Source organism: Hydrogenoanaerobacterium saccharovorans, assembly GCF_016901815.1.
GTDB lineage: Bacteria > Bacillota > Clostridia > Oscillospirales > Ruminococcaceae > Avimicrobium > Avimicrobium caecorum.
This window is the reverse complement of the sequence record NZ_JACSNR010000004.1, coordinates 92,353-113,341: the sequence shown is the minus strand read 5'-3', so window position 1 is coordinate 113,341 and position 20,989 is coordinate 92,353. Positions and strand designations below refer to the sequence as shown.

The following is a 20,989-nucleotide window of genomic DNA, read 5'->3' as shown; positions in this document are numbered from 1 at the left end:
ACTTAGGCCGTTTAGAATTTTGTAAAGGTGGTTTATTGTGATGCTGACGCAGGCCAAAAGAGAGTTTATTGAGTTTATGATGAGCGCGGATGTGCTCCGGTTCGGCAACTTTGTAACCAAGAGCGGTCGGAACACCCCCTATTTTGTCAACACCGGCAACTATCGTACCGGTAAGCAGCTGGCAACCCTGGGCAAGTTCTATGCCCGTCTGATCCATGAAACTCTGGGCGATCAGTTTGACGCCATGTTCGGCCCGGCTTACAAGGGTATCCCGCTGGCAGCTGTAACAGCTTCTACTCTGGCTCAGGAGTATGATCTGGACAAGCCCTACTTCTTCAACCGCAAGGAGGAGAAGGATCATGGCGAAGGCGGCAGCTTTGTAGGCTACAAGCCGGTGGACGGCGACCGCATCATTCTGGTGGAAGATGTTATCACTGCCGGTACAGCTGTGCGTGAGGTGATGCCTCAGATCATGAGCTGCGGTGATGTCAAGGTGACCGATATGTTCATCTCGGTAAACCGCTGCGAAGTGGGCAAGGACGGCGAAAAGACTGCTGTTATGGAAGTCAAGGAGCAGTTCGGCATTGATGTACATGCCATCGTAACCGTACAGGATATCCATGAGTACCTCAAGGAAGATCCCAAGTATGCCGATGTACTGGCTCACATGGAGCAGTATATGGCTCAGTACTGCCGGTTCTGATTGACCCGGAATACTGGTGTGTGGAATGAGAAGGAGGAAAACCATCATGTGGAAGCGGTGGCTTGCCTTGCTTCTCGCAGGAATGCTGGTGCTGTGCATGACCGGCTGCCGGAGAACCGGCGGCGGGGAGCCCAGTGATCAGAAGATCAATGTATATACCAGCAAGGATTATGAAACCAAGGATTTTGTAGCACAGCTGGGCAATGTGGATTATGTCGGTCTGGTGGAGGAGATCCTCGCCAATACCGAACCGGTGGACTCTGTTCCGGACCGTACGCCGGATTATATTGTACAGATTCTGCCGCCCAAGGGGATCGAAGGAGCCATCACCTGGTGGTTCTGGACTGATTCCAGCGGCGAGCTGACCCTGGTCAATGCCAGTGAGGATAAGGAGAAGGCCTATCGGGCCACTGCCAATACCTCCCATGATTTCGGCAAGATGCTGGAAGAGGCTACACTGGGTCAGGGCGCAAAGTGCTGCTGATCAGCTCGGTAAGCAGTAAAACCCGGAGATTCCAACAAATCTCCGGGTTTTTCTGTTGTGTCGGCTCCAGGCAGTATGCTCCCAGCCGGACAGCGCCTCAGAATCTTAGCGGGCAGGGAGAGGACAAAGACTGCCCGGGGCTGCCGCCCTGCCGCAGCAATATCCCGCCGCAAAGCCTTGCTTTCAGCTGTGTGGGCATTCTGCCCCGCAGGCAGGCGCAGCGGTACTGGCGCTACACCCGGTAAAACAATACCCCGGAAGAGATCTTCTCCTCCGGGGGTTCTGTTTTATTGGGGTAGGGTGGTTATTCCACGAGGACAGCGGTGCCGCTGGCGGTGACCATCAGCATGCTGCCGTTGGCGCCGAGGGTTTCATAGTCCAGGTCCACGCCCACAACGGCGTTGGCGCCCATGGCGGAGGCCCGCTGCTGGAGCTCTGCCAGAGCCTGTTCCCGGGCCTTCTGCAGCTCGCCTTCATAGGAGTTGCTGCGTCCGCCGAAGAAGTTGGTAAGCCCGGCAGCAAAGTCCTTGACGAAGTCCACGCCGGAGATTACTTCTCCGAAGACGATCCCCTTGTATTCTACGATTCTTCTGCCCTCAATGGTGGGGGTAGTGGTCAGTGTTACGAACATAGCAGTTCCTCGCTTTCTGTTACTTCAGATCAGGGTTATAGACTGCCCGTTCTCCGCCGATGCTCTTGGGACGGCGGCGGACAGCAGTGAGATGGGCTTCACCCACGCTCTTCACACTCAGCCGGACCGGAACCGCCACCGGCTTGATGTGCATTCCAATAAAGGTATCGCCGATATCCAGACCGGCGTCGGCCTGGAGGTATTCCACAGCCACGGGTTCCTTCATATTTTTATAGGCGCAGGTGGCAAAGCTGCCGCCGGCCTTGGGCTGGGGCACTACATTGACAATGTCCAGCCGCAGTTCCCGGGCCAGGTCCGCTTCGATGATCAGCGCCCGGTTGAGATGCTCACAGCACTGCGCTGCCAGCCACAGTCCTTCTTCCGCCAGGATCGGAGCAATGGCGGCATGGATTTCCTCCGCTGTTTCATAGCTGGAGTGGGTGCCGATCTTTTCGCCCAGCACCTCGCTGGAAGAACAGCCGATGACAACGATGTCCCCACGGTGCAGTCTGGCGGCAGCCAATAGCTCCCGGATGGCAGTCTGACAGGTTTCGCGAATGGATTCTGACATAATAAGTGCCTCCTTTATCAGTGATGGACCAATAGAATTGCTGTAATGGGATACAGCTTTACAGACACAGCTCCTGAGCCTGGATGGCGGCGCCGATCATGCCGGCGGTATTGCCCAGCCGGGCCTGCCGGATATCGGCTTTGCGGAAGTTGGGGAGGAGTTCGTTTTCCAGACGGGCACGCACCCGGTTGAAGATCACGGTGTTTTCCATGATGCCGCCGCCCAGTACGACCACCGGCGGATTGAGCATATGGATGCAGGAGGTCAGTCCGGCACACACATCACCGATCCAGCGGTTGACCGTTTCATTGATGCCTTCGCTGCCCTGTTCGCACAGCTCGCAGATCCCCCGGCCGTCCAGGGTCAGCTTGTGCTCCAGATAGACCCGGCGGATCAGGGCGGTGGTGGAGGCATAGGCTTCATAGCAGCCCAGCCGTCCGCAGCTGCAGCGGATGCCGTCTGCCCGCAGGGTCATGTGACCCACTTCACCGGCGGCAAAGGTCTGTCCATAGTGCAGCTTCCCGCCAAGGATAATGGCTCCGCCGATGCCGGTGCCATAGGTCAGGCAGAGGAAGTCGGGGCAGCCGGTGGCAGCGCCCAGGCGGCCTTCTCCCACAGCGGCGCAGTTGACATCGTTGTCAATGCTCACCGGGATGCCCAGATCCCGTTCCAGCAGTTTTTTGACCTGCAGCCCGGTAAAGCCGGGGAAGGTCTCGGTAGCGGAGGAGATGCACCCCTCCACCGGGTTGATCTGGCTGGCAAACGAGATTCCCACTGCCTGTTTTTCCGGGAACTGGTCTGCCAGGTGCCGGACGGTACGCAGCAGGGCTTCCGGGCCCTGGTCGGCCTGGGTGGGAATGGCTCCTGGCTCTGCGAGGACACCGTCCTCAAACTGAGCATACTTGATAAAACTTCCGCCTATATCCAGCGCAAGAATCTTCATGGAATTCCTCCTTGGCTGACGCAGCTGCCAGCCTCTGTCCTGATGATGTCCGGCAGGGAAAGACAGTCCCGCTGCCGGCGGTAAGGCTATTATATCATAATTTGACAGAAAAACCAATTCTATCCCAAGTCTTTTCTGTGCATTTCCATATCCGGCAGGGACAGACAGGGAAAAGGTGGCTCCAAAGGTTAAAAAATTGTAAAAAATCTGCAAAAGCGCAAATTCCCACTTGATTTTTCCGTGAAATGGGTTACAATGATATTAGCACTTAAAGATAAAGAGTGCTAAACACTCGTATCTTACAATATTGGAGGAATCAAAATGAACATTAAGCCACTGTTTGACAGAGTTGTGATCAAGATGGTTGAAGCAGAGGAGACCACCAAGAGCGGTATTATCCTGGCAGGCAATGCCAAGGAGAAGCCCCAGGTTGCAGAGATCGTGGCAGTTGGCCCTGGCGGAGTGGTGGAAGGCAAGGAGATCACCATGCAGGTCAAGGTAGGCGACCGTGTTCTGATCAGCAAGTATGCCGGCACTGAGGTCAAGCTGGACGGTCAGGAGTACACCATCCTGCGCCAGAACGACATTCTTGCGATCGTTGAGTAACTGCAGTTTTTCAGATGATATTTTGGAGGTAAGGCATTATGGCTAAGGAAATTGTATTCGGCGAAGAGGCCAGAAAGTCGCTTCAGGCCGGTATTGACAAGCTGGCAAACACTGTGAAGATCACCATGGGACCCAAGGGCCGCAATGTGGTTCTGGACAAGAAGTTCGGTTCTCCGCTCATCACCAACGATGGTGTGACCATTGCCAAGGAGATCGAGCTGGAAGATCCCTTTGAGAATATGGGTGCTCAGGTAGTCAAGGAAGTTGCCACCAAGACCAACGATGCAGCCGGTGACGGTACCACAACCGCAACCCTGCTGGCTCAGGCTCTGGTACGGGAAGGCATGAAGAACATCGCAGCCGGCGCCAACCCGATGGTTGTCAAGAAGGGTATCGAAAAGGCCGTAGCTGCTGCTGTGGAGTCCATCCGTGCCGATTCCAAGAAGGTTTCCGGCTCTGCTGATATTGAGCGTGTAGCCACCATCTCTGCCGGCGATGCTGCCATCGGCAAGCTGATCGCTGAGGCCATGGAGAAGGTAACCCACGATGGCGTTATCACCATTGAGGAATCCAAGACTGCTGAAACCTACAGCGAGGTTGTAGAGGGCATGCAGTTCGACCGCGGCTACATCACTCCTTACATGGTAACCGATACCGAGAAGATGGAAGCTGTCATTGATGACGCCTACATCCTCATCACTGATAAGAAGATCTCTGCCATCCAGGAGATCCTGCCCCTGCTCGAAGAGATCGTTCAGGCTGGCAAGAAGTTGGTCATCATTGCCGAGGATGTGGATGGCGACGCTCTGTCCACCCTGCTGGTAAACCGTCTGCGTGGTACCTTCACCTGTGTAGCTGTCAAGGCTCCTGGCTTCGGTGACCGCAGAAAGGAAATGCTGCAGGATATTGCCATCCTCACCGGCGGCGTAGTCATCAGCAGCGACCTGGGCTACGAGCTGAAGGATACCACCATGTCCATGCTGGGCCGTGCCCGTCAGGTCAAGGTACAGAAGGAGAACACCATCATCGTCGGCGGTATGGGTGACCGTGCTGAGATCGACAGCCGTGTGGCTCAGATCCGTGCTGAGATCGAGAACACCACTTCCGACTTCGACCGTGAGAAGCTGCAGGAGCGTCTGGCTAAGCTGGCTGGCGGTGTTGCAGTCATCAAGGTCGGCGCTGCCACTGAGGTCGAGATGAAGGAGAAGAAGCTCCGCATTGAGGATGCTCTGTCTGCCACCAAGGCTGCCGTAGAAGAGGGCATCGTAGCTGGCGGCGGTACTGTTCTGGTCAACGCTATTCCCGCTGTCACCGCTCTGCTGGCTGGCACTGAGGGCGATGAAAAGACCGGTATCAACATCGTGCTGAAGGCTCTGGAGGAGCCGGTTCGTCAGATCGCTGCCAATGCTGGTCTGGAGGGCTCTGTGATCGTGGATAAGATCATGACCTCCGGCAAGAAGGGCTATGGCTTTGATGCTTACAACGAGGTTTACTGCGATATGGTATCTGCCGGTATCGTAGACCCCACCAAGGTAACCAGAAGCGCTCTGCAGAACGCCGCTTCGGTTGCCGCCATGGTACTGACCACCGAGTCGCTGGTTGCTGACAAGCCCGAGCCCAAGGCTCCCGCTGCCGCAGCTCCCGACATGACCGGTATGTATTGATTCAAAACCGCGCAGACGGCTGAAAGGGCCGGACAGTTTCCCGCTGAGGGGGCTGTCCGGCCCTTTTGTCTGCCGGCATTGACAGAGCCGGGGCATCGGCAGTAAGATAAAAGAAAACGACCGAAAAGGGGAGACCATCATGCTCAATATTGCACACCGGGGATTCAGCGGAAAGTATCCGGAGAATACACTGCTGGCATTCCAGAAGGGGATTGAAGCCGGGGCAGACGGCTTTGAATTCGATACCCATCTGACCAGGGACGGGGAGATCGTCATTATCCACGATGAGCGCCTGGACCGCACCACCAATGCCCAGGGTTTTGTGAAGGATTATACCCTGGAGGAACTGCGGAAGGTGGACGCTTCCAAGCCCTTCCCGGAGTGCGGATTCTGTGGGATTCCCACACTGCGGGAGTATTTTGAGCTGATCCGGGGCCGGGATCTGATCACCAATATTGAGCTGAAAAACGGCATCTTCTGGTATGAGGGCATGGAGGAGAAGGTTATCGCCATGATCCGGGAATATGGGCTGGAGGAGCGGGTGATCCTGTCCTCCTTCAACCACCGTTCGGTGATGAAGTGCAAGGCGCTGGCACAGGAGATCCGCTGCGGCTTCCTCACCATGTCCTGGCTGGAGCGCCCGGGTGAGTACACTGCTGCCCGGGGTGTGGAGTGCTATCATCCGCTCTATCTGACCCTGGATCGGGAAACCGTGGACGAGCTGCACGGGCATGGCATCCGGATCAACACCTGGACCGTGAACGAGGAAGCCGACCTGGCCCGCATGAAGGAGCTGGGTGTGGATGCAGTGATCGGCAACTTCCCGGACCGTGCCGCTGCATACTGCAGGGACTGAGCCGCTCAGGCTCTTCCGCCCTCGGGTGTGATGCAGAAAGCTGCCCATCTGTGCAGGCCCCCATGCAGCCCGTACTCACGGCAGTGCCGCAGTGCGCCAGGTGAAGGGGCTATTCCATCGTGAATGACTGAGGCGCCGGGCAGCTTGAATAAAGGCTTACAGGACAGTATTTACTGTAAAACGGGAAACCCCCGGAAGGCAAGTTCCTTCCGGGGGTTTTCTCGTGTATGCGTTAGGTGTAGGAGAAAGCAGGTGTAATTACAGAAGTCCGCGGGCTTCCAGGGCTTCCCGGGCCACTTCGGTGAGGTCACGGCCTTCCACATCCACAGCGTAGGTGAGGTCGGTCATATCCTCGTTGGTGAACTGTCCGCCCAGCATGTTGAGGACTTCCTCCAGATTGGGAGCCACATCGGCAAATTCCTCAAAGATGGCGTCACGCACCAGCAGGGCGCCATTGTATTCGGGGAAGAAGCCCAGGTCGTCTTCCAGCACCTTCAGGCCGGCCTTGCGGTTGAGGCCGTCGGTGGCATATACAACCATGACGTCAAAGTTGCCGTTTTCCACAGCGGAGTACTTGAGGGAGTTGTCAATGGCGATATGCTCCTTGAAGTTGAGGCCATAGAAGTCACAGAAGGGGCCGTACTTCATCGAACCCTCCAGGGTGAAGAAGGCGTGTTCCGCACCGAACCGCAGTTCCGGGGCAATCTCCGCCAGATCACTGATGGTCTGGGGATTGTACTTATCCACCACTTCCTGGGTCACGGCGATGGCATAGGTGTTGTCGGTGCCGATCTGATCCAGCAGGTGAACCTGGTACTGTTCTTCCGCAATCTGGTTGGCGTAGTCGTAGAGGGAAATGCCTTCGGGAACTTCATTGGGGTCGATCTTCAGATAGCTGGTGAGCAGAACGCCGTCATAACAGTTCATCAGCTCACAGCTCGGATTATCCGAAGAAAGATCCTTGAAATTGCTTACCGCCGCCATCTGGTCGAGGATCTCCACTTCCGCGTCGGTATGTTCCTCCACCAGCAGTTCCACCATCTTGTGGATCAGGCTGCTTTCGGTAAAGGTACCGTCATAGATACGGATTGTCTTGGTGTCCTCGCCGCCGCAGCCGGTGAGAGCCACGGAGAGCAGGCAGGCAGACAGGATGCACGCCAGCAGTTTTTTCATAGGTCATAACCTCCGTTACAATGTTACCAAACCGGTGCTGATCCGGGTCAGCCGATCAGACCGGATTCAGTCAGAAATTCCCGTGCAACTTCTTCCACGGTGCGGCCTTCCACATCTACCGCATAGGTGAGGTCGGTCATCTTTTCATTGGTGAGGGTTCCGCTCAGCGAGTTCAGTACGTCCTTGAGGTTGGGAGCCGCATCTGCCAGCTCATCGTACAGGCCTTCCCGTACCAGCAGAGCGCCGTTGTATTCCGGGAAGAAGTTCTGATCGTCCTCCAGGACCTTGAGGTTGGCCTTCCGGTTGAGGCCATCGGTGGTATAAACCACAGTGACATCAAAGTTGCCGTTTTCCACTGCGGCATACTTGAGGTTGATGTCCACCGGGATCTTCTCCTTGAAGTTCAGTCCATAGAACTGGGTGAAGGGGGTATACTTCATGGTGCCCTCTTCGGTGAAGAATTCATGCTCCGCACCAAAACGCAGCTCGCCGGCAACGGGGATCAGGTCGCTGATGGTCTCCAGGCCATACTGATCGGCAATGGACTGGGGTACTGCGATGCAGTAGGTATTGTTGATGCCCAGCTGATCGAGCATATCCACACCGTACTGCTCCATAATCTGTGCCTTGGCATATTCATAGAGGGTCTGGCCCTCAGGTACATCGCTGGGGTCCTGCTTGAGGAAGGTAGTAAGGACAGTGCCGTCATAGGAGTTCATAATATCACAGCTGGGATCTTCCCGGGTGAGCTCCCGGAACATATTCACAGCCGACATCTGGTCCTTGATGGTTACTTCCACATCGGTTTTGTCTTCCACAACCAGTTCCACCATCTTGTGGATCAGCTGCATTTCCGAGTTGATGCCGTCATAGAGGGTGATCTCCGGGCCGGAATCCCCGGAACAGCCAGTGAGGACACTGGTCATCAGCACGGCAGAGAGTGCAAGGGCAAGAATTTTTTTCATACGCAAGAGCCTCCATTTTTCTGTTTTTATTTATTATGATACGGTTATGCGTCCAGCAGACCGTTTTCCACCAGGAATTCCCGGGCAACCTCGTCCACAGTACGGCCTTCCACATCCACGGCATAGGTCATATCGGTCATTTTCTCGTTGTCCATGGTGCCGCTGAGCAGACCGAGGATCTCCCGGAGATCAGGCGCTACATCCGCCATCTCCTCGAAGAGCTCCTCCCGGACCAGCAGCGAGCCATTGTATTCCGGGAAGAAGTTGCGGTCATCCTCCAGCACCTTGAGATTGGCCTTCCGGTTGAGACCATCGGTGGTGTACACTTCGGTCACCTGGAAGTTGCCGTTTTCAATGGCGGTGTACTTCAGGCTGATGTCCACCGGGAAGGTCTCCTTGAAATTGAGGCCGTAGAATTCGGTGAACGGGCCGAATTTCATGGTGCCGGCAGTGCCTTCCGCCGCAAAGAACTCATGCTCCGCGCCGAAGGTGAGTTCCCCGGCCACCGGTACCAGGTCGCTGATGGTCTCGAGGCCGTATTCCTCGGACACCGACTCCGGCACCGCGATGCAGTAGGTGTTGTTGATGCCCAGCGGGTCCAGCATGATGACGCCGTGCTTGTCATAGACCTGTTCGCTCACATAGTCGAACAGCGTTACTCCCTCGGGGACATCCGGCGGGCCCTGCTTGAGATGGGTGGTCAGCACCGAGCCATCATAGGAACACATGATGTCGCAGCTGGGGTCCTCCCGGGTGAGTTCCCGGAACATCAGCACCGACGACATCTGGTCCTTGATGGTGACTTCAATGTCGGTCCGGTCTTCCACCAGCAGCTCCACCATCTTGTGGACCAGCTGGATTTCGGAGTAGTTGCCGTCATACAGTTCGATCTCATACTTGGGCTCACTGCTGCATCCGGTGAAGATCCCGGCAGACAGGGCGGCGGCAAGGAGAACAGAGAGGATACGCTTTGACATTCGGGTACACCATCCTTTCAGGTTACTGAGGGGATTTGTTGTTCAGCGGGAAGGGGTCAGGCCGTTCTTCGCCATCATGCGGCGTTCGATCCAGCCCATCAGGGTATCGAAGAAGATCGCCATGATCATCAGGGCGGCTGTGCCCGAGAGGATCATGCCCATATTCTGAATGCGGATGCCGCGGTAGATTACCGAACCGATGCCGCCGCCGCCCACGAAGGTGGCAAAGACAGCGGTACTGATGGAGTTTACAGTGGCGATCCGGATGCCGGTGAATACCACCGGGAAGGCCATGGGAAGTTCCACCTGGAACAGGGACTGGAACTTGGTCATACCGCAGCCCATGGCGGCTTCCTTGATTGCCGGGCTGACTTCGGTCAGGCCCAGCACCGTATTGCGGATAATCGGCAGCAGCGAGTAGAGTGCCAGACCGATGATAACGGTCTGTTTGCCGGCGCCGATGACAATCATGATCAGGCCGAGCATTGCCAGGGAGGGAACCGTCTGGAGCAGGTCAGCCAGGTTGAGGATCACCTTCCGGGCTTTGGGGAAGAGGTAGGCGATCACACCCAGGAACAGTCCCGCTACAATGGCAATGCAGATGGCACAGAGTACAATGGTGAGATGTTCAATCAAGAGTTTGGAAGTCATTTTGCCCCTCCTTTCCGCAGGCCGCGGGGAGTGACAGCGATCTGCAGGCGGTCGATGAGTTTGCCCAGCACCACTGCCATAATGGCAGCGGGAATGGCGCCGGCAAGGATCAGGGCATCGTTATTGGAGGAGACACCCTGATAGATGAAGTCGCCCAGACCGCCCAGACCGATGATGGCAGCCAGGGTGGCCCAGCTCACGGTATAGACGGTGGAGAGCCGCAGGCCGCCGATGATATTGGGCATTGCCAGCGGGAGCTCCACCTGCAGGAGGGTCTGCATGGGGGTCATACCGCAGCCCCAGGCGGCTTCCAGGTACTGTTTTTCCACACCGAGCAGACCGGTATAGGTGTTTTTCAGCACCGGGAACATGGCATAGATGGAGAGCGCGATCAGCACAGTGATGGGCTCCATGCCGGTATAGAGGAAGAGGATACCGATAAAGACGATACCCGGAATGGTCTGGAAGACCGAGATCAGCGGCAGGGTAATGGCGGAGAGCTGGGGTGCCCGGGACAGGAGAATGCCGAAGAACAGGCCCAGCACAAAGCCGATTGACACCGATACCAGCACATAGAACAGATGCTTCTGAATGGAGGATACGAACATATCTCCATAAATATCAAAGAAGGTGGAGAGCGAGGTAAAGAATCTTGTCATAGATTAATCCCCCCAGACTGCGGAGGCCAGAGCCCGGGCCATGCTGGAACGGGTTACGATACCGGCGATGGTCTGATCCGGGTTGAGAACAACCACATAGTTGCCGCCCTTGACCAGCAGCTTGTCGAAGCAGGCCTTGGCCTCATCGGTGATGGACGCTTCGGGCATGACACGGCGCACCAGCGGAGCAATGCTGTCCAGCTTTTCATGGGAGTGCTCGTTGATTTCCTCGATGCTCACAGTGCCGAGGTAGCGGTCATCGGAATCGGTCACCAGCAGGGTGTCGACGCCGTGCAGAGCCATCAGCTCGGTGCATTCCAGGATGCCGCGGTCCGCACCGACCTTGAAGATATTGGTGCGCAGGAAGCTGGAGATGGTCAGGGTTTCATTGTTGTCATGGATATGCTTGCCCAGGAAGCTGCGGATCAGGTCATTGGCAGGATTGCGGAGCATCTCCTCCGGCGAGGCGATCTGCGCGATTTCGCCCTTATCCATGAAGATGATCACATCCGCCAGGCTGATGGCTTCTTCCATGTCGTGGGTTACAAAGATGATGGTCTTGTTCAGCTTGCGCTGGAGCTTCTTGACTTCCTCCTGCAGGACAGTACGGGTCATGGGGTCCAGAGCGCCGAAGGGTTCGTCCATCAGAACGATCGGCGGAGAAGCAGCCAGAGCACGGAGGACGCCGATACGCTGCTGCTGACCGCCGGACATTTCGGAGGGATACTTGTGTGCATACTGCTCATAGGGCATATTGACCATTTCCAGCAGTTCATGGACGATCTGGTCGCATTTCTCCTTGGGGTACTTGAGCAGCCGGGGTACAACACTGATATTCTGGGCCACAGTCATATTGGGGAAGAGGCCGATCTGCTGGATTACATAGCCGATGCTACGGCGCAGGGCGGGCTTGTCGATGGTGTTGATGTCTTTGTCGTCGATGTAGATACGCCCGCTGTTGGGATCGATCAGACGGTTGATCATCTTGAGAGTGGTGGTTTTGCCGCAGCCGCTGGGGCCGATAAGAATGACAAATTTACCTTCTTCGATCTCAAAATTGAGGTCATTGAGGATTACATTGTCGCCATACTGTTTGGTTACATGTTCAAACCGAATCATTGAGTAACCCCTTTCTTTGTTAAGATTGCAGGTATCAAACTGATACATCTTTCAATTTTATAAATCTATTATAATAGTGACAACTTGTACTTGTCAATAAGTTGTTGGAAAGTTTACAAAAAAACCGCAATTTTGCGTTCAAGCCCAAAAAGCGGACACGGACCGTTCACATTCGGGAAGAAGGCGCAGAATTGCAGTTCCGATGGGGTTATTTCAGGCGGCGCAGCTGCAGCAGATGGGAGAGCAGGCCGGACAGGGAACCAGCCAGGATCAGCAGGGCTGGAATGGCGATGAAATCGATGTGGACCAGGATTCCCAGAAGCAGGGCAGCGGCAGAGATCGCGGAACCGATTACCAGATTCTTGATCCGGGACAGCAGCAGTTCCCGTTCCGAGGGGCCTGTGTTTTTTTGTTTACTCATAGTGATATGACTCCTTGGGGCAGCGGCAGCAGACCGCCGCGGCGAAAAATTTGATATTACCATCTAATATAGGGCGAAATGTTGCATTCGTCAAGGGAAAGTGCCATAATGAATAAAGATGGTCAGTTCTGACCGGTTTGTGGGTGTAATAGCGGGAGGATTTGGTTGTATGGAAAGTATTCTGTTCAGTCTTAACAGTGTCATGCCCCTGTTTTTGATGGGGATTGCCGGGTATCTGCTGGTGCAGCGGGGCGTTGTCAATGAGAACTTTGTGGATCAGGCGTCCAATCTCTGCTTCAAGCTGCTGATCCCGTTCAGTCTGTTCCGGAAGGTGTATGACGCCAAGGTCCTGGACAGCTTCGATTTCCGGCTTCCGCTCTACTGCGTGCTTTCGGTGCTGACCGTGCTGATCCTGGCCTGGCTGATCTGGCCTCATTTCGTCAAGGACCGGGCCCGGTGCGGCGCCTGCATCCATTCCACCTTCCGTGCCAATGTGGTGCTGATGGGTATTCCGGTGCTCACCAATATGTATGGGGAAGAGGGTGCCCTGGTGGCGGCTATGGCGCTGCCCTTTGTGGTGATCCTCTCCAATATCGGCGCAGTGACGGTGTTTACTGCCTTTGCTCCGGAGTCCAGCGGCGCCCGGCTCGACCCGCGCAAGCTGCTGCTCAGCATCGCCAAGAACCCGTTTATTATCGCCATTCTGCTGGGTCTGGCAGCACAGCTCAGCGGGATTTCCTTCCCGCCCTTTGCCTCCAAATCCATCGACTATCTGGCGGATATGTCCACACCGCTGGCACTGCTGGCAGTGGGCGGTCAGTTCGACCCCAAGAAGGCTGCGGGCAACCTGCGGCTCAACCTGACTATCTGCACCCTGCGTCTGGTGGTGATCCCCGCGGTGGTGATCGCCGTGGCAGCTGCCCTGGGCTTCCGGGGCCCGGAACTGGCGTTCATCTTTGTGGTAGTCGGCTCGCCGTCGGCAGTATCCGGTGCGGCTCTTGCCAAGGTGATGGGCAGTGACCATCAGCTCACCGGCGAAGTCACCCTGATGACCTCCCTGCTTTCGGCCTTCACCTTCTTCATCGCATTCACCCTCCTGCGCAGCGTTGCCTTGATCTGACAGGCAAAAATGCAGGAAAAAATTCATTAGATTCCGAATACATATTTCTGCCGAAACTTAAACAAATCCTCGGATTTTTACAAAAAAGGCCCCGTTTCTCTGCCAGGCCGGCAGGGGACGGGGCCTTTCTTTATGGGCTTGGAAAATCGGAAAAAAGCGCCAGCCCTGACGCAGATCTGACAGGATATTCCCGCCGGGCCTGCTATAATCACAGGCAGAAAGGTGGGGAGGGGAATTGGAGATAACAGTCTATGCCGATGTGCTGCTGGCGGTGAACTTTCTCATCGATTACCTGCTGCTGCTGTTCTGTGCCCGGCTGTCCGGACGCCGGATCATCCGCAAGCGGCTCCTTGCCGGAGCGTTGGTAGGGGCGCTCACCTCGCTGGTGATCTTTCTCCCGCCGCTGTCCTTCTGGCCCATGACGCTCCTGAAAGCTGGCATAGCCGTGCTGATGGTGCGTCTGGCCTATCCCTGGCTGAGCTGGAGAGTCTTTTTCCGGGACAGCTTCCTGTTCTTCACGGTGAGCTTCCTGCTGGCTGGGATCTGCCTGGGACTGTGGCTGGGGCTTGGAACTGCCGGCGTGCTCTGTTATAACGGCGTCACCTATTTTGATGTCAGCCTGGGCACGCTGCTCCTCTCGATGACTGCCGCCTATCTGGTGCTCACCGTCTATGCTCGGTTCCGGGCGCTGCCCAGCGGGGAACAGTACACAGCGTTTCTCAGCCGGGGCGGACGGACCCTCCGGCTTGCGGCGATCCGGGACAGCGGCAACCGCCTGACTGAGCCGTTTTCTGGGGAACCGGCAGCAGTGGCGGATCTGCGGACCGTCCAGGAGCTGCTCACAGCCGAGGAGATTGCGGCGGCACTCCGCCCGGATCAGGTGGGTAGCGGCGGTATGCAGCAGCTTCGGCTGATTCCCTGCCGGACAGCCTGCGGCGCCGGAGCGATGATTGCGTTCCATCCGGACCGGCTGGTTCTGGAGGGGGAGGAAGGCTGCCTGACAGTGGAAGAAATCTGGATCGCAGTATCGGTGGACCCGGTGGGCAGCGGAGATTTTTCCCTGCTGCTGCCAGCGGCGTTCAGCGGACTGCCAATCAAGGAGGGAACAGGGTGTTTACAGGCATCGCAGAGCTGAAAAATCGGATATGGAGCTGGATTCTCCGGCACTGGCCGGGGGTTTGCTATTACATAGGCGGGGCGCAGGTTCTGCCGCCGCCGCTGGAGCGGGAGGAGGAACGGGAGGTATTCGCGCGGTTGGCAGAGGGGGACGAATCCGCCCGGCGCACCCTGATCGAGCGCAATCTCCGGCTGGTGGTCTACATAGCCCGGAAGTTTGAAACCACCGGCATCGGGATCGAGGATCTCATCTCCATCGGGACCATCGGGCTGATCAAGGCGGTCAATACCTTCTGCCCGGAGAAAAACATCAAACTGGCGACCTATGCCTCCCGGTGCATTGAGAATGAGATTCTGATGTACCTGCGCAAGAGCCAGAACCAGCGCAGCGAGATCTCCATTGACGAGCCGCTCAAGGTAGACTGGGACGGCAATGAGATGATGCTTTCGGATATTCTGGGCACCGAGCCGGACATCATCAGCCGCCCCATTGAGCAGAGTGCGGAGCAGGCGATGCTGCTTTCGGCGGTGGACCGGCTCTCGGACCGGGAGCGGCAGATCATGCACCTGCGCTTCGGATTGCGGGGCGGCACCGAACACACCCAGAAGGAGGTGGCAGATGCCATCGGCATTTCCCAGTCCTATATCTCCCGGCTGGAAAAGCGCATTCTCAGCCGCCTGCGCCGGGAACTGCATGACCTCTGATAAAAAACACACCCGCATTCCCACAGGAAAACGGGTGTGTTTTTGTATGCTTTGAGCCAGGTATCCGGTGTGCCCGGGGCTTACCATTCCCAGCGCAGGTGCCCAGGAACAGAGCCAGCCTCCGCCGTCGCACCCTCTCATGAGAAGGGACAGGAACAGCACCAGAGCGTAGTTATAATTTCTCCGGTTCCTCTCCGGTGGCAAGGCGCTCATGCTCAGCCCGGGCCGCGGCATTGGCAGCCGCCTTCTCCATGCGGGCGAGCTTCTTGGGGTTCACCGGCTTGGGGTTGATCTGTACCGGGGGCTTTTTCAGCGGGCGGTTCCGGATATAGCGGTCCTCCTCACTGAAGATGCAGCCGCAGTATTTCTGCATATAGAGCCCGGCTTCCCGGGCCTTTTCCTGGCCTTCCCGGAAACCCACACGGAAATCCCGGTAGAGGAACTGGATGCCGTACTGTTCTGCCAGCCGTTCGCCGATCTGACGGATCAGCTCATGCTTCTGATAGGGGCTCACCAGCAGGGTGGTGGTGAAGCTGTCGTAGCCATGGGCGGCAGCGTAAACGGCGGTCTGTTCCAGCCGGATGGCATAGCAGTCAGCGCAGCGGCCTTCGATGTGGTCTGCCACCCGCCGGACAAAGTCCCGCAGGCCATATTCATCCTGTTCGATGAGGGTCAGATTTACCTGCTGGGCATAGTCCCGCAGACAGTCCCGGCGGGAACGGTATTCGGTGTAGGGGTGGATGGTGGGGTTGTACCAGAATCCCACCGGTTCGATCCCCTCCGCCCGCAGGCTTTCAATGCAGTAAACCGAACAGGGGGCACAGCAGATGTGCATCAGAGTTTTCATGGGTCAGTTCATTCCTTTTATAATATGTAGGGTCAGGCGGGGGTGTCCGGGTCGGCGTTCCGGGCGAGCAGCTCTTCCAGCGGACGGAACACTCCATCTGCCGGCAGGAGCTGCTGGCGCCAGGTGCCATCCTTCCAGAAGCACTTCTGCCCCCGGGCACCGGGCAGGGAGATGAGCAGCCGCCACTGCCCGTCCACCACCTCCAGGGCAGCACCATTGTCCAGAGCGATGGCAGGCATGCCATGGACCCGGCGCATCATCCGGGGCAGATCGGTCTGGCGCAGAGGTTCCGCGTCATAGTGCGGGCAGAACAGCACCGGCAGATAGCCCAGTCCGGTGACCTTGATGAGCTGGTCACTGCCGCTGGTGAACTTCCGGGAGTCGGAGTTGCCGCAGCTGCACCAGCAGATGCCGCCGGCACTCACACCGCTGAGCACAGTGCCCCGCTTGTATGCCTCGTCCAGCAGGCGGTCGCCGCCATAGCGCCGGAGCAGCGTCATCAGGCGCAGGGTGTTGCCGCCGCCCACATAGATGAAGTCTGCCCATTCCATCTTCCGGCGCAGGGTATCCGGGTCACGGAGATCCGCTTCGGTGAGGTGATCGGTATGGGTGCACCCCAGCCTGCCGTGAAAAATATCACACATGGTGGCATAGTAGCTGTCCGCAAAGGAGTTGGCAAGCCCGATGAACAGAAAGTTCGGATCGTCCTTGCCGGTCAGCCTCACAATTTCCCGGTCAAATGGGCCGGTTTCATACGGATGCTCCCCGCGGCCGTTTTCACCGCCGCCGATGGCTACGATTTTTCCCATACAATCTCCTCCTTTTATAATAGTATTGCCTCTATTGTAGTCTTGGAAGGCGGGGCTGTCAACTGGAAATCCCACCTCAGCGAAAAAGCACGGAATCATAGGGAATTTCAGCGTGTAAAGATATTTAGCTTTATAGAGAATCAGGCACGCATCCAAACAAAAAACAGGGGGACCAGCGGTGGTCTCCCTGTTTTTTCAGACGGGGTTATCGGGCTTCGAAGGAATCGCAGATGGTTTCGGTCATCTCGGTGACCGAGCCGCCGGAAACAGTCACATTTTCAGCCGAGCAGTGCCCGCCCTGATTGTGAGCACAGTGGCTGGCGGAGCAGCGGATCTCCATGTGTGGGTTGGGGGTGCTGCCGCAGGCTGCGTTGACAGCGCCGCCGGTTTTCTGCTGGAAGGAGCCGCAGAAGGTCTGGTCCTTCATGACGGCACTGTGACCGTCGATCTTGATGCTGTTGCGGCAGCAGTAGCCGCCGTTATGACTGGCGCAGGTGTTCACACTGCAGGTAAGTTCTGCCATATTTATCACACTCCTTGAAGATTTCATTCATAGTCTGCCCGGACAGAGGCGGTCTATACAGAAATTTCTGAAAAAACAGAGAACAAATATTCGTAAAACCCGAGAAAAAACCGTCCGGGCGGTTGATTTTGTGTCCGGAGGACGGTATAATGAGATATAGTCAGTTCGTGCGCCCTTTTCCAAGGCAGACCAGCCGGGAGAAAGGCCGCGTTTTTTCTGCTGTGGCTGGGCTGGCCCGGACAGCAGACAGAAGTTTTTGCAAAGACGGAGGTTTTGATATGGCTGTTAAGCAGGCGGAAGATAAAAACGCATCGGTAGCTTCGGAGAAGCAGAAGGCACTGGATGCTGCGCTGGCTCAGATTGAAAAGCAGTTCGGCAAGGGTGCGGTCATGCGTCTTGGTCAGCACTCCACCCTGAATGTGGAGGCAATTCCCACCGGCAGCTTGTCGCTGGATATCGCACTGGGGATCGGCGGTGTGCCCAAGGGACGCATCATCGAGATCTATGGACCGGAAAGCAGCGGTAAGACCACCGTGGCACTGCATATTGTCGCTGAGTGCCAGAAGCGGGGCGGTTCGGCTGTGTTCATCGATGTAGAGCACGCCCTGGACCCCAACTATGCCAAGGCACTGGGCGTGGATATTGACTCGCTGCTGGTATCCCAGCCCGACACCGGTGAACAGGCTCTGGAAATTGCCGAGGCCCTGGTTCGTTCCGGCGCGGTGGATATTGTCGTAGTGGACTCGGTAGCAGCGATGGTCACCAAGGCCGAGATCGAGGGCGAGATGGGCGACAGCCATGTGGGTGTCCAGGCCCGTCTGATGTCCCAGGGTCTGCGCAAGCTCACCGGCGCCATCGGCAAATCCAACTGTGTTGCCATCTTCATCAACCAGCTGCGTGAGAAGATCGGCGTCATGTACGGCAACCCGGAGACCACTCCCGGCGGTCGTGCGCTGAAGTTCTACTCGTCGGTGCGCCTGGATGTGCGCCGGATCGAGCAGCTCAAGAGCGGCGGCGAAGTAGTGGGTAACCGCACCCGGGTCAAGGTAGTCAAGAATAAGGTGGCTCCGCCCTTCCGGGAGGCTGAGTTTGACATCATGTACGGTCAGGGCATCTCCCGGGAAGGTGAGATCCTGGATGCCGCTGTCAAGCTGGACATCATCGAGAAGAGCGGTTCCTGGTTCAGCTATAACGGCTCCAAGATCGGTCAGGGCCGGGACAATGCCAAGGAATTCCTGCGGCAGAATCCCGAGCTGGCAGAGGAGATCGCCGCACAGGTTATGGCAAATGCGGACAAGCTGCTGAATTCGAAGATCGGACGCAAGCCCGCTCCGGCTCCGGCAGCGAAGCCGGCAGAGGAGGCTGCGCCTGCTCCGGCAGAGGCTCCGGCTGCGCCCAAGGCCAACATCGACATCGAAGTGGACGACTGACCGGGATAACACATGAAGATCACTGATATTTCCGTGACGAAAAAAGGCCGGTATGCCCTGTTTGTGGACGGGGAGTTCCTGTTCTCGGCAGAGGAGGAGGCTCTGGTCCGCAGCGGACTGCGTCCGGGCATGGAAACGGATATCCAGACCCTGGAGGCGCTCCGGCGGGAGTCGGAGTACATCTATGGGCGGGAATGGGCGCTGCATCTGCTGGAATACAAGGCATACAGCCGGCGGATGCTGCTGGACCGTCTGCGCCGGCAGATTGATGAGGACATTGCCGAGCAGGTGGCAGACCGTCTGTGTGAGCTGGGGCTCATCGATGACCGGTACTATGCGTCCACCTATGCCCGGGATCTGTTCCGGCTCAAGGGGTATTCCCGGCAGCGGATCGCCCAGGCTCTGCGCCAGAAGGGGATCGAGCCGGATACCATTGAGGAAGTGCTGGAGCAGTTTGACGCCGGGGAATCGGATGCCCGGCTCCGGGAGCTGATCCGGAAGAAATACGCCCGGTACCTGGGAGAGGAAAAGGGGCGTCAGCGGGCAGTGAACGCGCTGCTCCGCATGGGTTATAAATATGGAGAGATCCGCCCGGCTCTTGCCGAAGTTCTGGAAGAACTCGGCGTGGAGGAGGAGCTGGATCCGGAAGATTAGTAGGAGAATCAAATGGCAGTAAAAGTAGGAATGGTGTCCCTTGGTTGTTCCAAGAACCAGGTGGACGGAGAGATCATGCTCTCGCTGATCCAGCGGGACGGATATGAGCTGTGCGGCGACGCCGAACAGTGTGATGTGGTGATTATCAACACCTGCGCATTCATTGAGGATGCCAAGCGGGAGTCCATCGAGAATATCCTGGAGTTCTGTGAGCTCAAGCGTCAGGGTGTCATCAAGGCTGTGGTTGTGACCGGCTGTCTGGCAGAGCGGTACCAGCAGGAGCTGGTGACCGAGATCCCGGAGGCCGATGTCATTCTGGGCATCGGACGCAACACTGATATTGTCAACGCCATCGATCAGGCGCTGCAGGGAGAGCGGGTTGTGGAGTTCGCCCCCAAGGACGAGCTGGTCATGGACGCTGAGCGTGTGCTCACCAATGCGCCCTATTATGCCTATATCAAGCTGGCAGACGGCTGTGACAACCGCTGCACCTACTGTGCCATCCCCAACATCCGGGGACGGTTCCGCAGCCGGAAGATGGAGAATATCCTGGAAGAGGTACGGCGTTTTGCCGCTCAGGGCGTCACCGAGATGAACCTGGTGGCTCAGGATACCACCCGGTACGGCGAGGACATCTACGGCAAGCTGATGCTCCCCGAGCTGATCCGGGAGGTCTGCAAGGTGGATGGTGTGCACTGGGTGCGTATTCTCTACTGCTATCCCCAGCGGGTCACCGATGAGCTGCTGGAGGTAATGGCTTCCGAGCCCAAGGTGGTCAAGTACATGGATGTGCCGGTACAGCATGCCAGCGGACGCATTCTCAAGGCGATGAACCGCCGGGACGACTATGACTACCTCAGGAACCTGATGCAGAAGATCCGGGAGAAGATTCCGGGCGTGGTACTGCGCACCACCTTCATCACCGGCTTCCCCGGCGAGACCGAAGAGGACTTCGCCGAGATGACCCGTCTGGTGAAGGAAGTGAAGTTCGAGCGTGTGGGCTGCTTCACCTACTCGCCGGAGGACGGCACCCCGGCCTACTCCATGCCGGAGCAGATCGACGAGGAGACCAAGCGCCGCCGGGCAGATATTGTCATGAGTGAGCAGCTTGCCATCGCCGAGGAATTTGCCCGGAGCTGGATCGGCAGGGAACTGGAAGTAGTGGTGGAAGGCCTCAACGAGGAGACCGGCATCTACTATGGCCGCAGCTATATGGATGCTCCGGATATTGATACCCGGGTCTACTTCGATTCGCCCTATGAGCATGAGACCGGTGAGTATGTCATGGTGACTGTCACCGGCAGCCAGGGCTATGATCTGGTGGCGGAAGAAGCCGAATAAGCAATAAAGCGGATCTGGGGG

General features: G+C 57.1%; 24 protein-coding genes. 11 read left to right on the top strand and 13 right to left on the bottom strand.

The features are described 5' to 3' along the window. The first annotated feature begins 40 nt into the window (after positions 1-40). Positions 41-703, top strand: coding sequence for an orotate phosphoribosyltransferase (gene pyrE / locus H9X81_RS05200; protein ID WP_177502814.1), 663 nt, complete (start codon positions 41-43; stop codon positions 701-703). A 46-nt stretch (positions 704-749) separates the two neighbouring features. Beyond that, the gene (locus tag H9X81_RS05195; protein ID WP_177502802.1) at positions 750-1,187 is read left to right on the top strand and encodes a hypothetical protein; all 438 of its coding nucleotides are present in this window, start codon (positions 750-752) and stop codon (positions 1,185-1,187) included. Positions 1,188-1,491: 304 nt separating this feature from the next. Here H9X81_RS05195 and H9X81_RS05190 read toward each other — a convergent pair whose 3' ends face one another. From H9X81_RS05190 to H9X81_RS05180, 3 genes are read right to left on the bottom strand one after another with little or no spacing between them, the layout of a single operon-like run. Then, positions 1,492-1,818 carry a putative heavy metal-binding protein gene (locus H9X81_RS05190; protein WP_177502801.1) on the bottom strand — a complete coding sequence of 109 codons (327 nt, stop codon included), beginning with the start codon at positions 1,816-1,818 and terminating at the stop codon, positions 1,492-1,494. A gap of 19 nt (positions 1,819-1,837) precedes the next feature. Next, positions 1,838-2,389 carry a TIGR01440 family protein gene (locus tag H9X81_RS05185; RefSeq protein ID WP_204720343.1) on the bottom strand — a complete coding sequence of 184 codons (552 nt, stop codon included), beginning with the start codon at positions 2,387-2,389 and terminating at the stop codon, positions 1,838-1,840. Between the two features lie 58 nt (positions 2,390-2,447). Beyond that, positions 2,448-3,332, bottom strand: coding sequence for an ROK family protein (locus tag H9X81_RS05180; protein WP_191392035.1), 885 nt, complete (start codon positions 3,330-3,332; stop codon positions 2,448-2,450). A 321-nt stretch (positions 3,333-3,653) separates the two neighbouring features. On the opposite strand from H9X81_RS05180, the gene groES reads away from it, so the two are divergent. From groES to H9X81_RS05165, 3 genes are all read left to right on the top strand, one after another. Then, the gene (gene groES, locus H9X81_RS05175) at positions 3,654-3,938 is read left to right on the top strand and encodes a co-chaperone GroES (protein ID WP_177502798.1); all 285 of its coding nucleotides are present in this window, start codon (positions 3,654-3,656) and stop codon (positions 3,936-3,938) included. 38 nt (positions 3,939-3,976) lie between these two features. Further along, on the top strand, positions 3,977-5,602 hold the full coding sequence (gene groL, locus H9X81_RS05170) for a chaperonin GroEL (protein WP_191392034.1): 1,626 nt from the start codon (positions 3,977-3,979) through the stop codon (positions 5,600-5,602). 139 nt (positions 5,603-5,741) lie between these two features. Next, on the top strand, positions 5,742-6,458 hold the full coding sequence (locus H9X81_RS05165; protein WP_207751026.1) for a glycerophosphodiester phosphodiesterase: 717 nt from the start codon (positions 5,742-5,744) through the stop codon (positions 6,456-6,458). 258 nt (positions 6,459-6,716) lie between these two features. Here H9X81_RS05165 and H9X81_RS05160 read toward each other — a convergent pair whose 3' ends face one another. The 7 genes from H9X81_RS05160 to H9X81_RS05135 form a co-directional block, all read right to left on the bottom strand. Then, positions 6,717-7,631 (bottom strand): glycine betaine ABC transporter substrate-binding protein, encoded by a 915-nt coding sequence (locus H9X81_RS05160; protein ID WP_204720341.1) that lies wholly within the window; start codon positions 7,629-7,631, stop codon positions 6,717-6,719. Between the two features lie 47 nt (positions 7,632-7,678). Beyond that, positions 7,679-8,596, bottom strand: coding sequence for a glycine betaine ABC transporter substrate-binding protein (locus H9X81_RS05155; protein ID WP_204720339.1), 918 nt, complete (start codon positions 8,594-8,596; stop codon positions 7,679-7,681). Between the two features lie 44 nt (positions 8,597-8,640). Next, a complete protein-coding gene (locus H9X81_RS11800; protein WP_243424022.1) occupies positions 8,641-9,573 on the bottom strand; it encodes a glycine betaine ABC transporter substrate-binding protein in 933 nt (310 codons plus the stop codon). A gap of 42 nt (positions 9,574-9,615) precedes the next feature. After that, entirely contained in the window at positions 9,616-10,224 is a 609-nt protein-coding gene (locus tag H9X81_RS11795) for an ABC transporter permease (RefSeq protein ID WP_243424021.1), read from the bottom strand. Then, on the bottom strand, positions 10,221-10,883 hold the full coding sequence (locus tag H9X81_RS05145; RefSeq protein WP_177503552.1) for an ABC transporter permease: 663 nt from the start codon (positions 10,881-10,883) through the stop codon (positions 10,221-10,223). Before H9X81_RS05145 ends, H9X81_RS11795 begins: the two co-directional genes overlap by 4 nt. A 3-nt stretch (positions 10,884-10,886) precedes the next feature. After that, entirely contained in the window at positions 10,887-12,002 is a 1,116-nt protein-coding gene (locus H9X81_RS05140; RefSeq protein ID WP_204720337.1) for an ABC transporter ATP-binding protein, read from the bottom strand. A 208-nt stretch (positions 12,003-12,210) separates the two neighbouring features. Then, on the bottom strand, positions 12,211-12,423 hold the full coding sequence (locus H9X81_RS05135; RefSeq protein ID WP_177503556.1) for a hypothetical protein: 213 nt from the start codon (positions 12,421-12,423) through the stop codon (positions 12,211-12,213). A 169-nt stretch (positions 12,424-12,592) separates the two neighbouring features. Here H9X81_RS05135 and H9X81_RS05130 point away from each other — a divergent pair, with 169 nt between their 5' ends. The 3 genes from H9X81_RS05130 to sigE all read left to right on the top strand — a co-directional run bounded on the left by H9X81_RS05130 (position 12,593) and on the right by sigE (position 15,364). Next, positions 12,593-13,543, top strand: coding sequence for an AEC family transporter (locus tag H9X81_RS05130; RefSeq protein WP_204720335.1), 951 nt, complete (start codon positions 12,593-12,595; stop codon positions 13,541-13,543). Between the two features lie 235 nt (positions 13,544-13,778). After that, entirely contained in the window at positions 13,779-14,678 is a 900-nt protein-coding gene (locus H9X81_RS05125; RefSeq protein WP_204720333.1) for a sigma-E processing peptidase SpoIIGA, read from the top strand. Next, positions 14,675-15,364: an RNA polymerase sporulation sigma factor SigE gene (sigE, locus tag H9X81_RS05120; protein WP_207751028.1), complete on the top strand. Its 690-nt coding sequence runs from the start codon at positions 14,675-14,677 to the stop codon at positions 15,362-15,364. The genes H9X81_RS05125 and sigE overlap by 4 nt, the downstream gene beginning before the upstream one ends. A 172-nt stretch (positions 15,365-15,536) precedes the next feature. Here sigE and H9X81_RS05115 read toward each other — a convergent pair whose 3' ends face one another. The 3 genes from H9X81_RS05115 to H9X81_RS05105 all read right to left on the bottom strand — a co-directional run bounded on the left by H9X81_RS05115 (position 15,537) and on the right by H9X81_RS05105 (position 17,543). Continuing rightward, positions 15,537-16,211: an epoxyqueuosine reductase QueH gene (locus H9X81_RS05115; RefSeq protein ID WP_204720329.1), complete on the bottom strand. Its 675-nt coding sequence runs from the start codon at positions 16,209-16,211 to the stop codon at positions 15,537-15,539. A gap of 32 nt (positions 16,212-16,243) precedes the next feature. Continuing rightward, on the bottom strand, positions 16,244-17,020 hold the full coding sequence (locus H9X81_RS05110) for a Type 1 glutamine amidotransferase-like domain-containing protein (protein ID WP_204720327.1): 777 nt from the start codon (positions 17,018-17,020) through the stop codon (positions 16,244-16,246). Between the two features lie 205 nt (positions 17,021-17,225). Further along, on the bottom strand, positions 17,226-17,543 hold the full coding sequence (locus H9X81_RS05105; protein ID WP_191392024.1) for a DUF1540 domain-containing protein: 318 nt from the start codon (positions 17,541-17,543) through the stop codon (positions 17,226-17,228). A 278-nt stretch (positions 17,544-17,821) separates the two neighbouring features. On the opposite strand from H9X81_RS05105, the gene recA reads away from it, so the two are divergent. The 3 genes from recA to rimO are packed head-to-tail and all read left to right on the top strand — an operon-like array spanning position 17,822 to position 20,968. Continuing rightward, on the top strand, positions 17,822-18,973 hold the full coding sequence (gene recA, locus H9X81_RS05100) for a recombinase RecA (protein WP_177503569.1): 1,152 nt from the start codon (positions 17,822-17,824) through the stop codon (positions 18,971-18,973). A gap of 12 nt (positions 18,974-18,985) precedes the next feature. Beyond that, the gene (locus tag H9X81_RS05095) at positions 18,986-19,627 is read left to right on the top strand and encodes a regulatory protein RecX (RefSeq protein ID WP_191392023.1); all 642 of its coding nucleotides are present in this window, start codon (positions 18,986-18,988) and stop codon (positions 19,625-19,627) included. A 12-nt stretch (positions 19,628-19,639) separates the two neighbouring features. Then, a complete protein-coding gene (gene rimO, locus H9X81_RS05090; RefSeq protein ID WP_204720325.1) occupies positions 19,640-20,968 on the top strand; it encodes a 30S ribosomal protein S12 methylthiotransferase RimO in 1,329 nt (442 codons plus the stop codon). The last annotated feature ends 21 nt before the right edge of the window (positions 20,969-20,989 follow it).

What these genes read in the sequence shown, in the direction of transcription:
- pyrE (WP_177502814.1), top strand. Translation starts at nt 41, where the DNA reads ATGCTGACGCAGGCCAAAAGAGAGTTTATTGAGTTTATGATGAGCGCG.
- H9X81_RS05195 (WP_177502802.1), top strand. Translation starts at nt 750, where the DNA reads ATGTGGAAGCGGTGGCTTGCCTTGCTTCTCGCAGGAATGCTGGTGCTG.
- H9X81_RS05190 (WP_177502801.1), bottom strand. Translation starts at nt 1,818, where the DNA reads ATGTTCGTAACACTGACCACTACCCCCACCATTGAGGGCAGAAGAATC.
- H9X81_RS05185 (WP_204720343.1), bottom strand. Translation starts at nt 2,389, where the DNA reads ATGTCAGAATCCATTCGCGAAACCTGTCAGACTGCCATCCGGGAGCTA.
- H9X81_RS05180 (WP_191392035.1), bottom strand. Translation starts at nt 3,332, where the DNA reads ATGAAGATTCTTGCGCTGGATATAGGCGGAAGTTTTATCAAGTATGCT.
- groES (WP_177502798.1), top strand. Translation starts at nt 3,654, where the DNA reads ATGAACATTAAGCCACTGTTTGACAGAGTTGTGATCAAGATGGTTGAA.
- groL (WP_191392034.1), top strand. Translation starts at nt 3,977, where the DNA reads ATGGCTAAGGAAATTGTATTCGGCGAAGAGGCCAGAAAGTCGCTTCAG.
- H9X81_RS05165 (WP_207751026.1), top strand. Translation starts at nt 5,742, where the DNA reads ATGCTCAATATTGCACACCGGGGATTCAGCGGAAAGTATCCGGAGAAT.
- H9X81_RS05160 (WP_204720341.1), bottom strand. Translation starts at nt 7,631, where the DNA reads ATGAAAAAACTGCTGGCGTGCATCCTGTCTGCCTGCCTGCTCTCCGTG.
- H9X81_RS05155 (WP_204720339.1), bottom strand. Translation starts at nt 8,596, where the DNA reads ATGAAAAAAATTCTTGCCCTTGCACTCTCTGCCGTGCTGATGACCAGT.
- H9X81_RS11800 (WP_243424022.1), bottom strand. Translation starts at nt 9,573, where the DNA reads ATGTCAAAGCGTATCCTCTCTGTTCTCCTTGCCGCCGCCCTGTCTGCC.
- H9X81_RS11795 (WP_243424021.1), bottom strand. Translation starts at nt 10,224, where the DNA reads ATGACTTCCAAACTCTTGATTGAACATCTCACCATTGTACTCTGTGCC.
- H9X81_RS05145 (WP_177503552.1), bottom strand. Translation starts at nt 10,883, where the DNA reads ATGACAAGATTCTTTACCTCGCTCTCCACCTTCTTTGATATTTATGGA.
- H9X81_RS05140 (WP_204720337.1), bottom strand. Translation starts at nt 12,002, where the DNA reads ATGATTCGGTTTGAACATGTAACCAAACAGTATGGCGACAATGTAATC.
- H9X81_RS05135 (WP_177503556.1), bottom strand. Translation starts at nt 12,423, where the DNA reads ATGAGTAAACAAAAAAACACAGGCCCCTCGGAACGGGAACTGCTGCTG.
- H9X81_RS05130 (WP_204720335.1), top strand. Translation starts at nt 12,593, where the DNA reads ATGGAAAGTATTCTGTTCAGTCTTAACAGTGTCATGCCCCTGTTTTTG.
- H9X81_RS05115 (WP_204720329.1), bottom strand. Translation starts at nt 16,211, where the DNA reads ATGAAAACTCTGATGCACATCTGCTGTGCCCCCTGTTCGGTTTACTGC.
- H9X81_RS05110 (WP_204720327.1), bottom strand. Translation starts at nt 17,020, where the DNA reads ATGGGAAAAATCGTAGCCATCGGCGGCGGTGAAAACGGCCGCGGGGAG.
- H9X81_RS05105 (WP_191392024.1), bottom strand. Translation starts at nt 17,543, where the DNA reads ATGGCAGAACTTACCTGCAGTGTGAACACCTGCGCCAGTCATAACGGC.
- recA (WP_177503569.1), top strand. Translation starts at nt 17,822, where the DNA reads ATGGCTGTTAAGCAGGCGGAAGATAAAAACGCATCGGTAGCTTCGGAG.
- H9X81_RS05095 (WP_191392023.1), top strand. Translation starts at nt 18,986, where the DNA reads ATGAAGATCACTGATATTTCCGTGACGAAAAAAGGCCGGTATGCCCTG.
- rimO (WP_204720325.1), top strand. Translation starts at nt 19,640, where the DNA reads ATGGCAGTAAAAGTAGGAATGGTGTCCCTTGGTTGTTCCAAGAACCAG.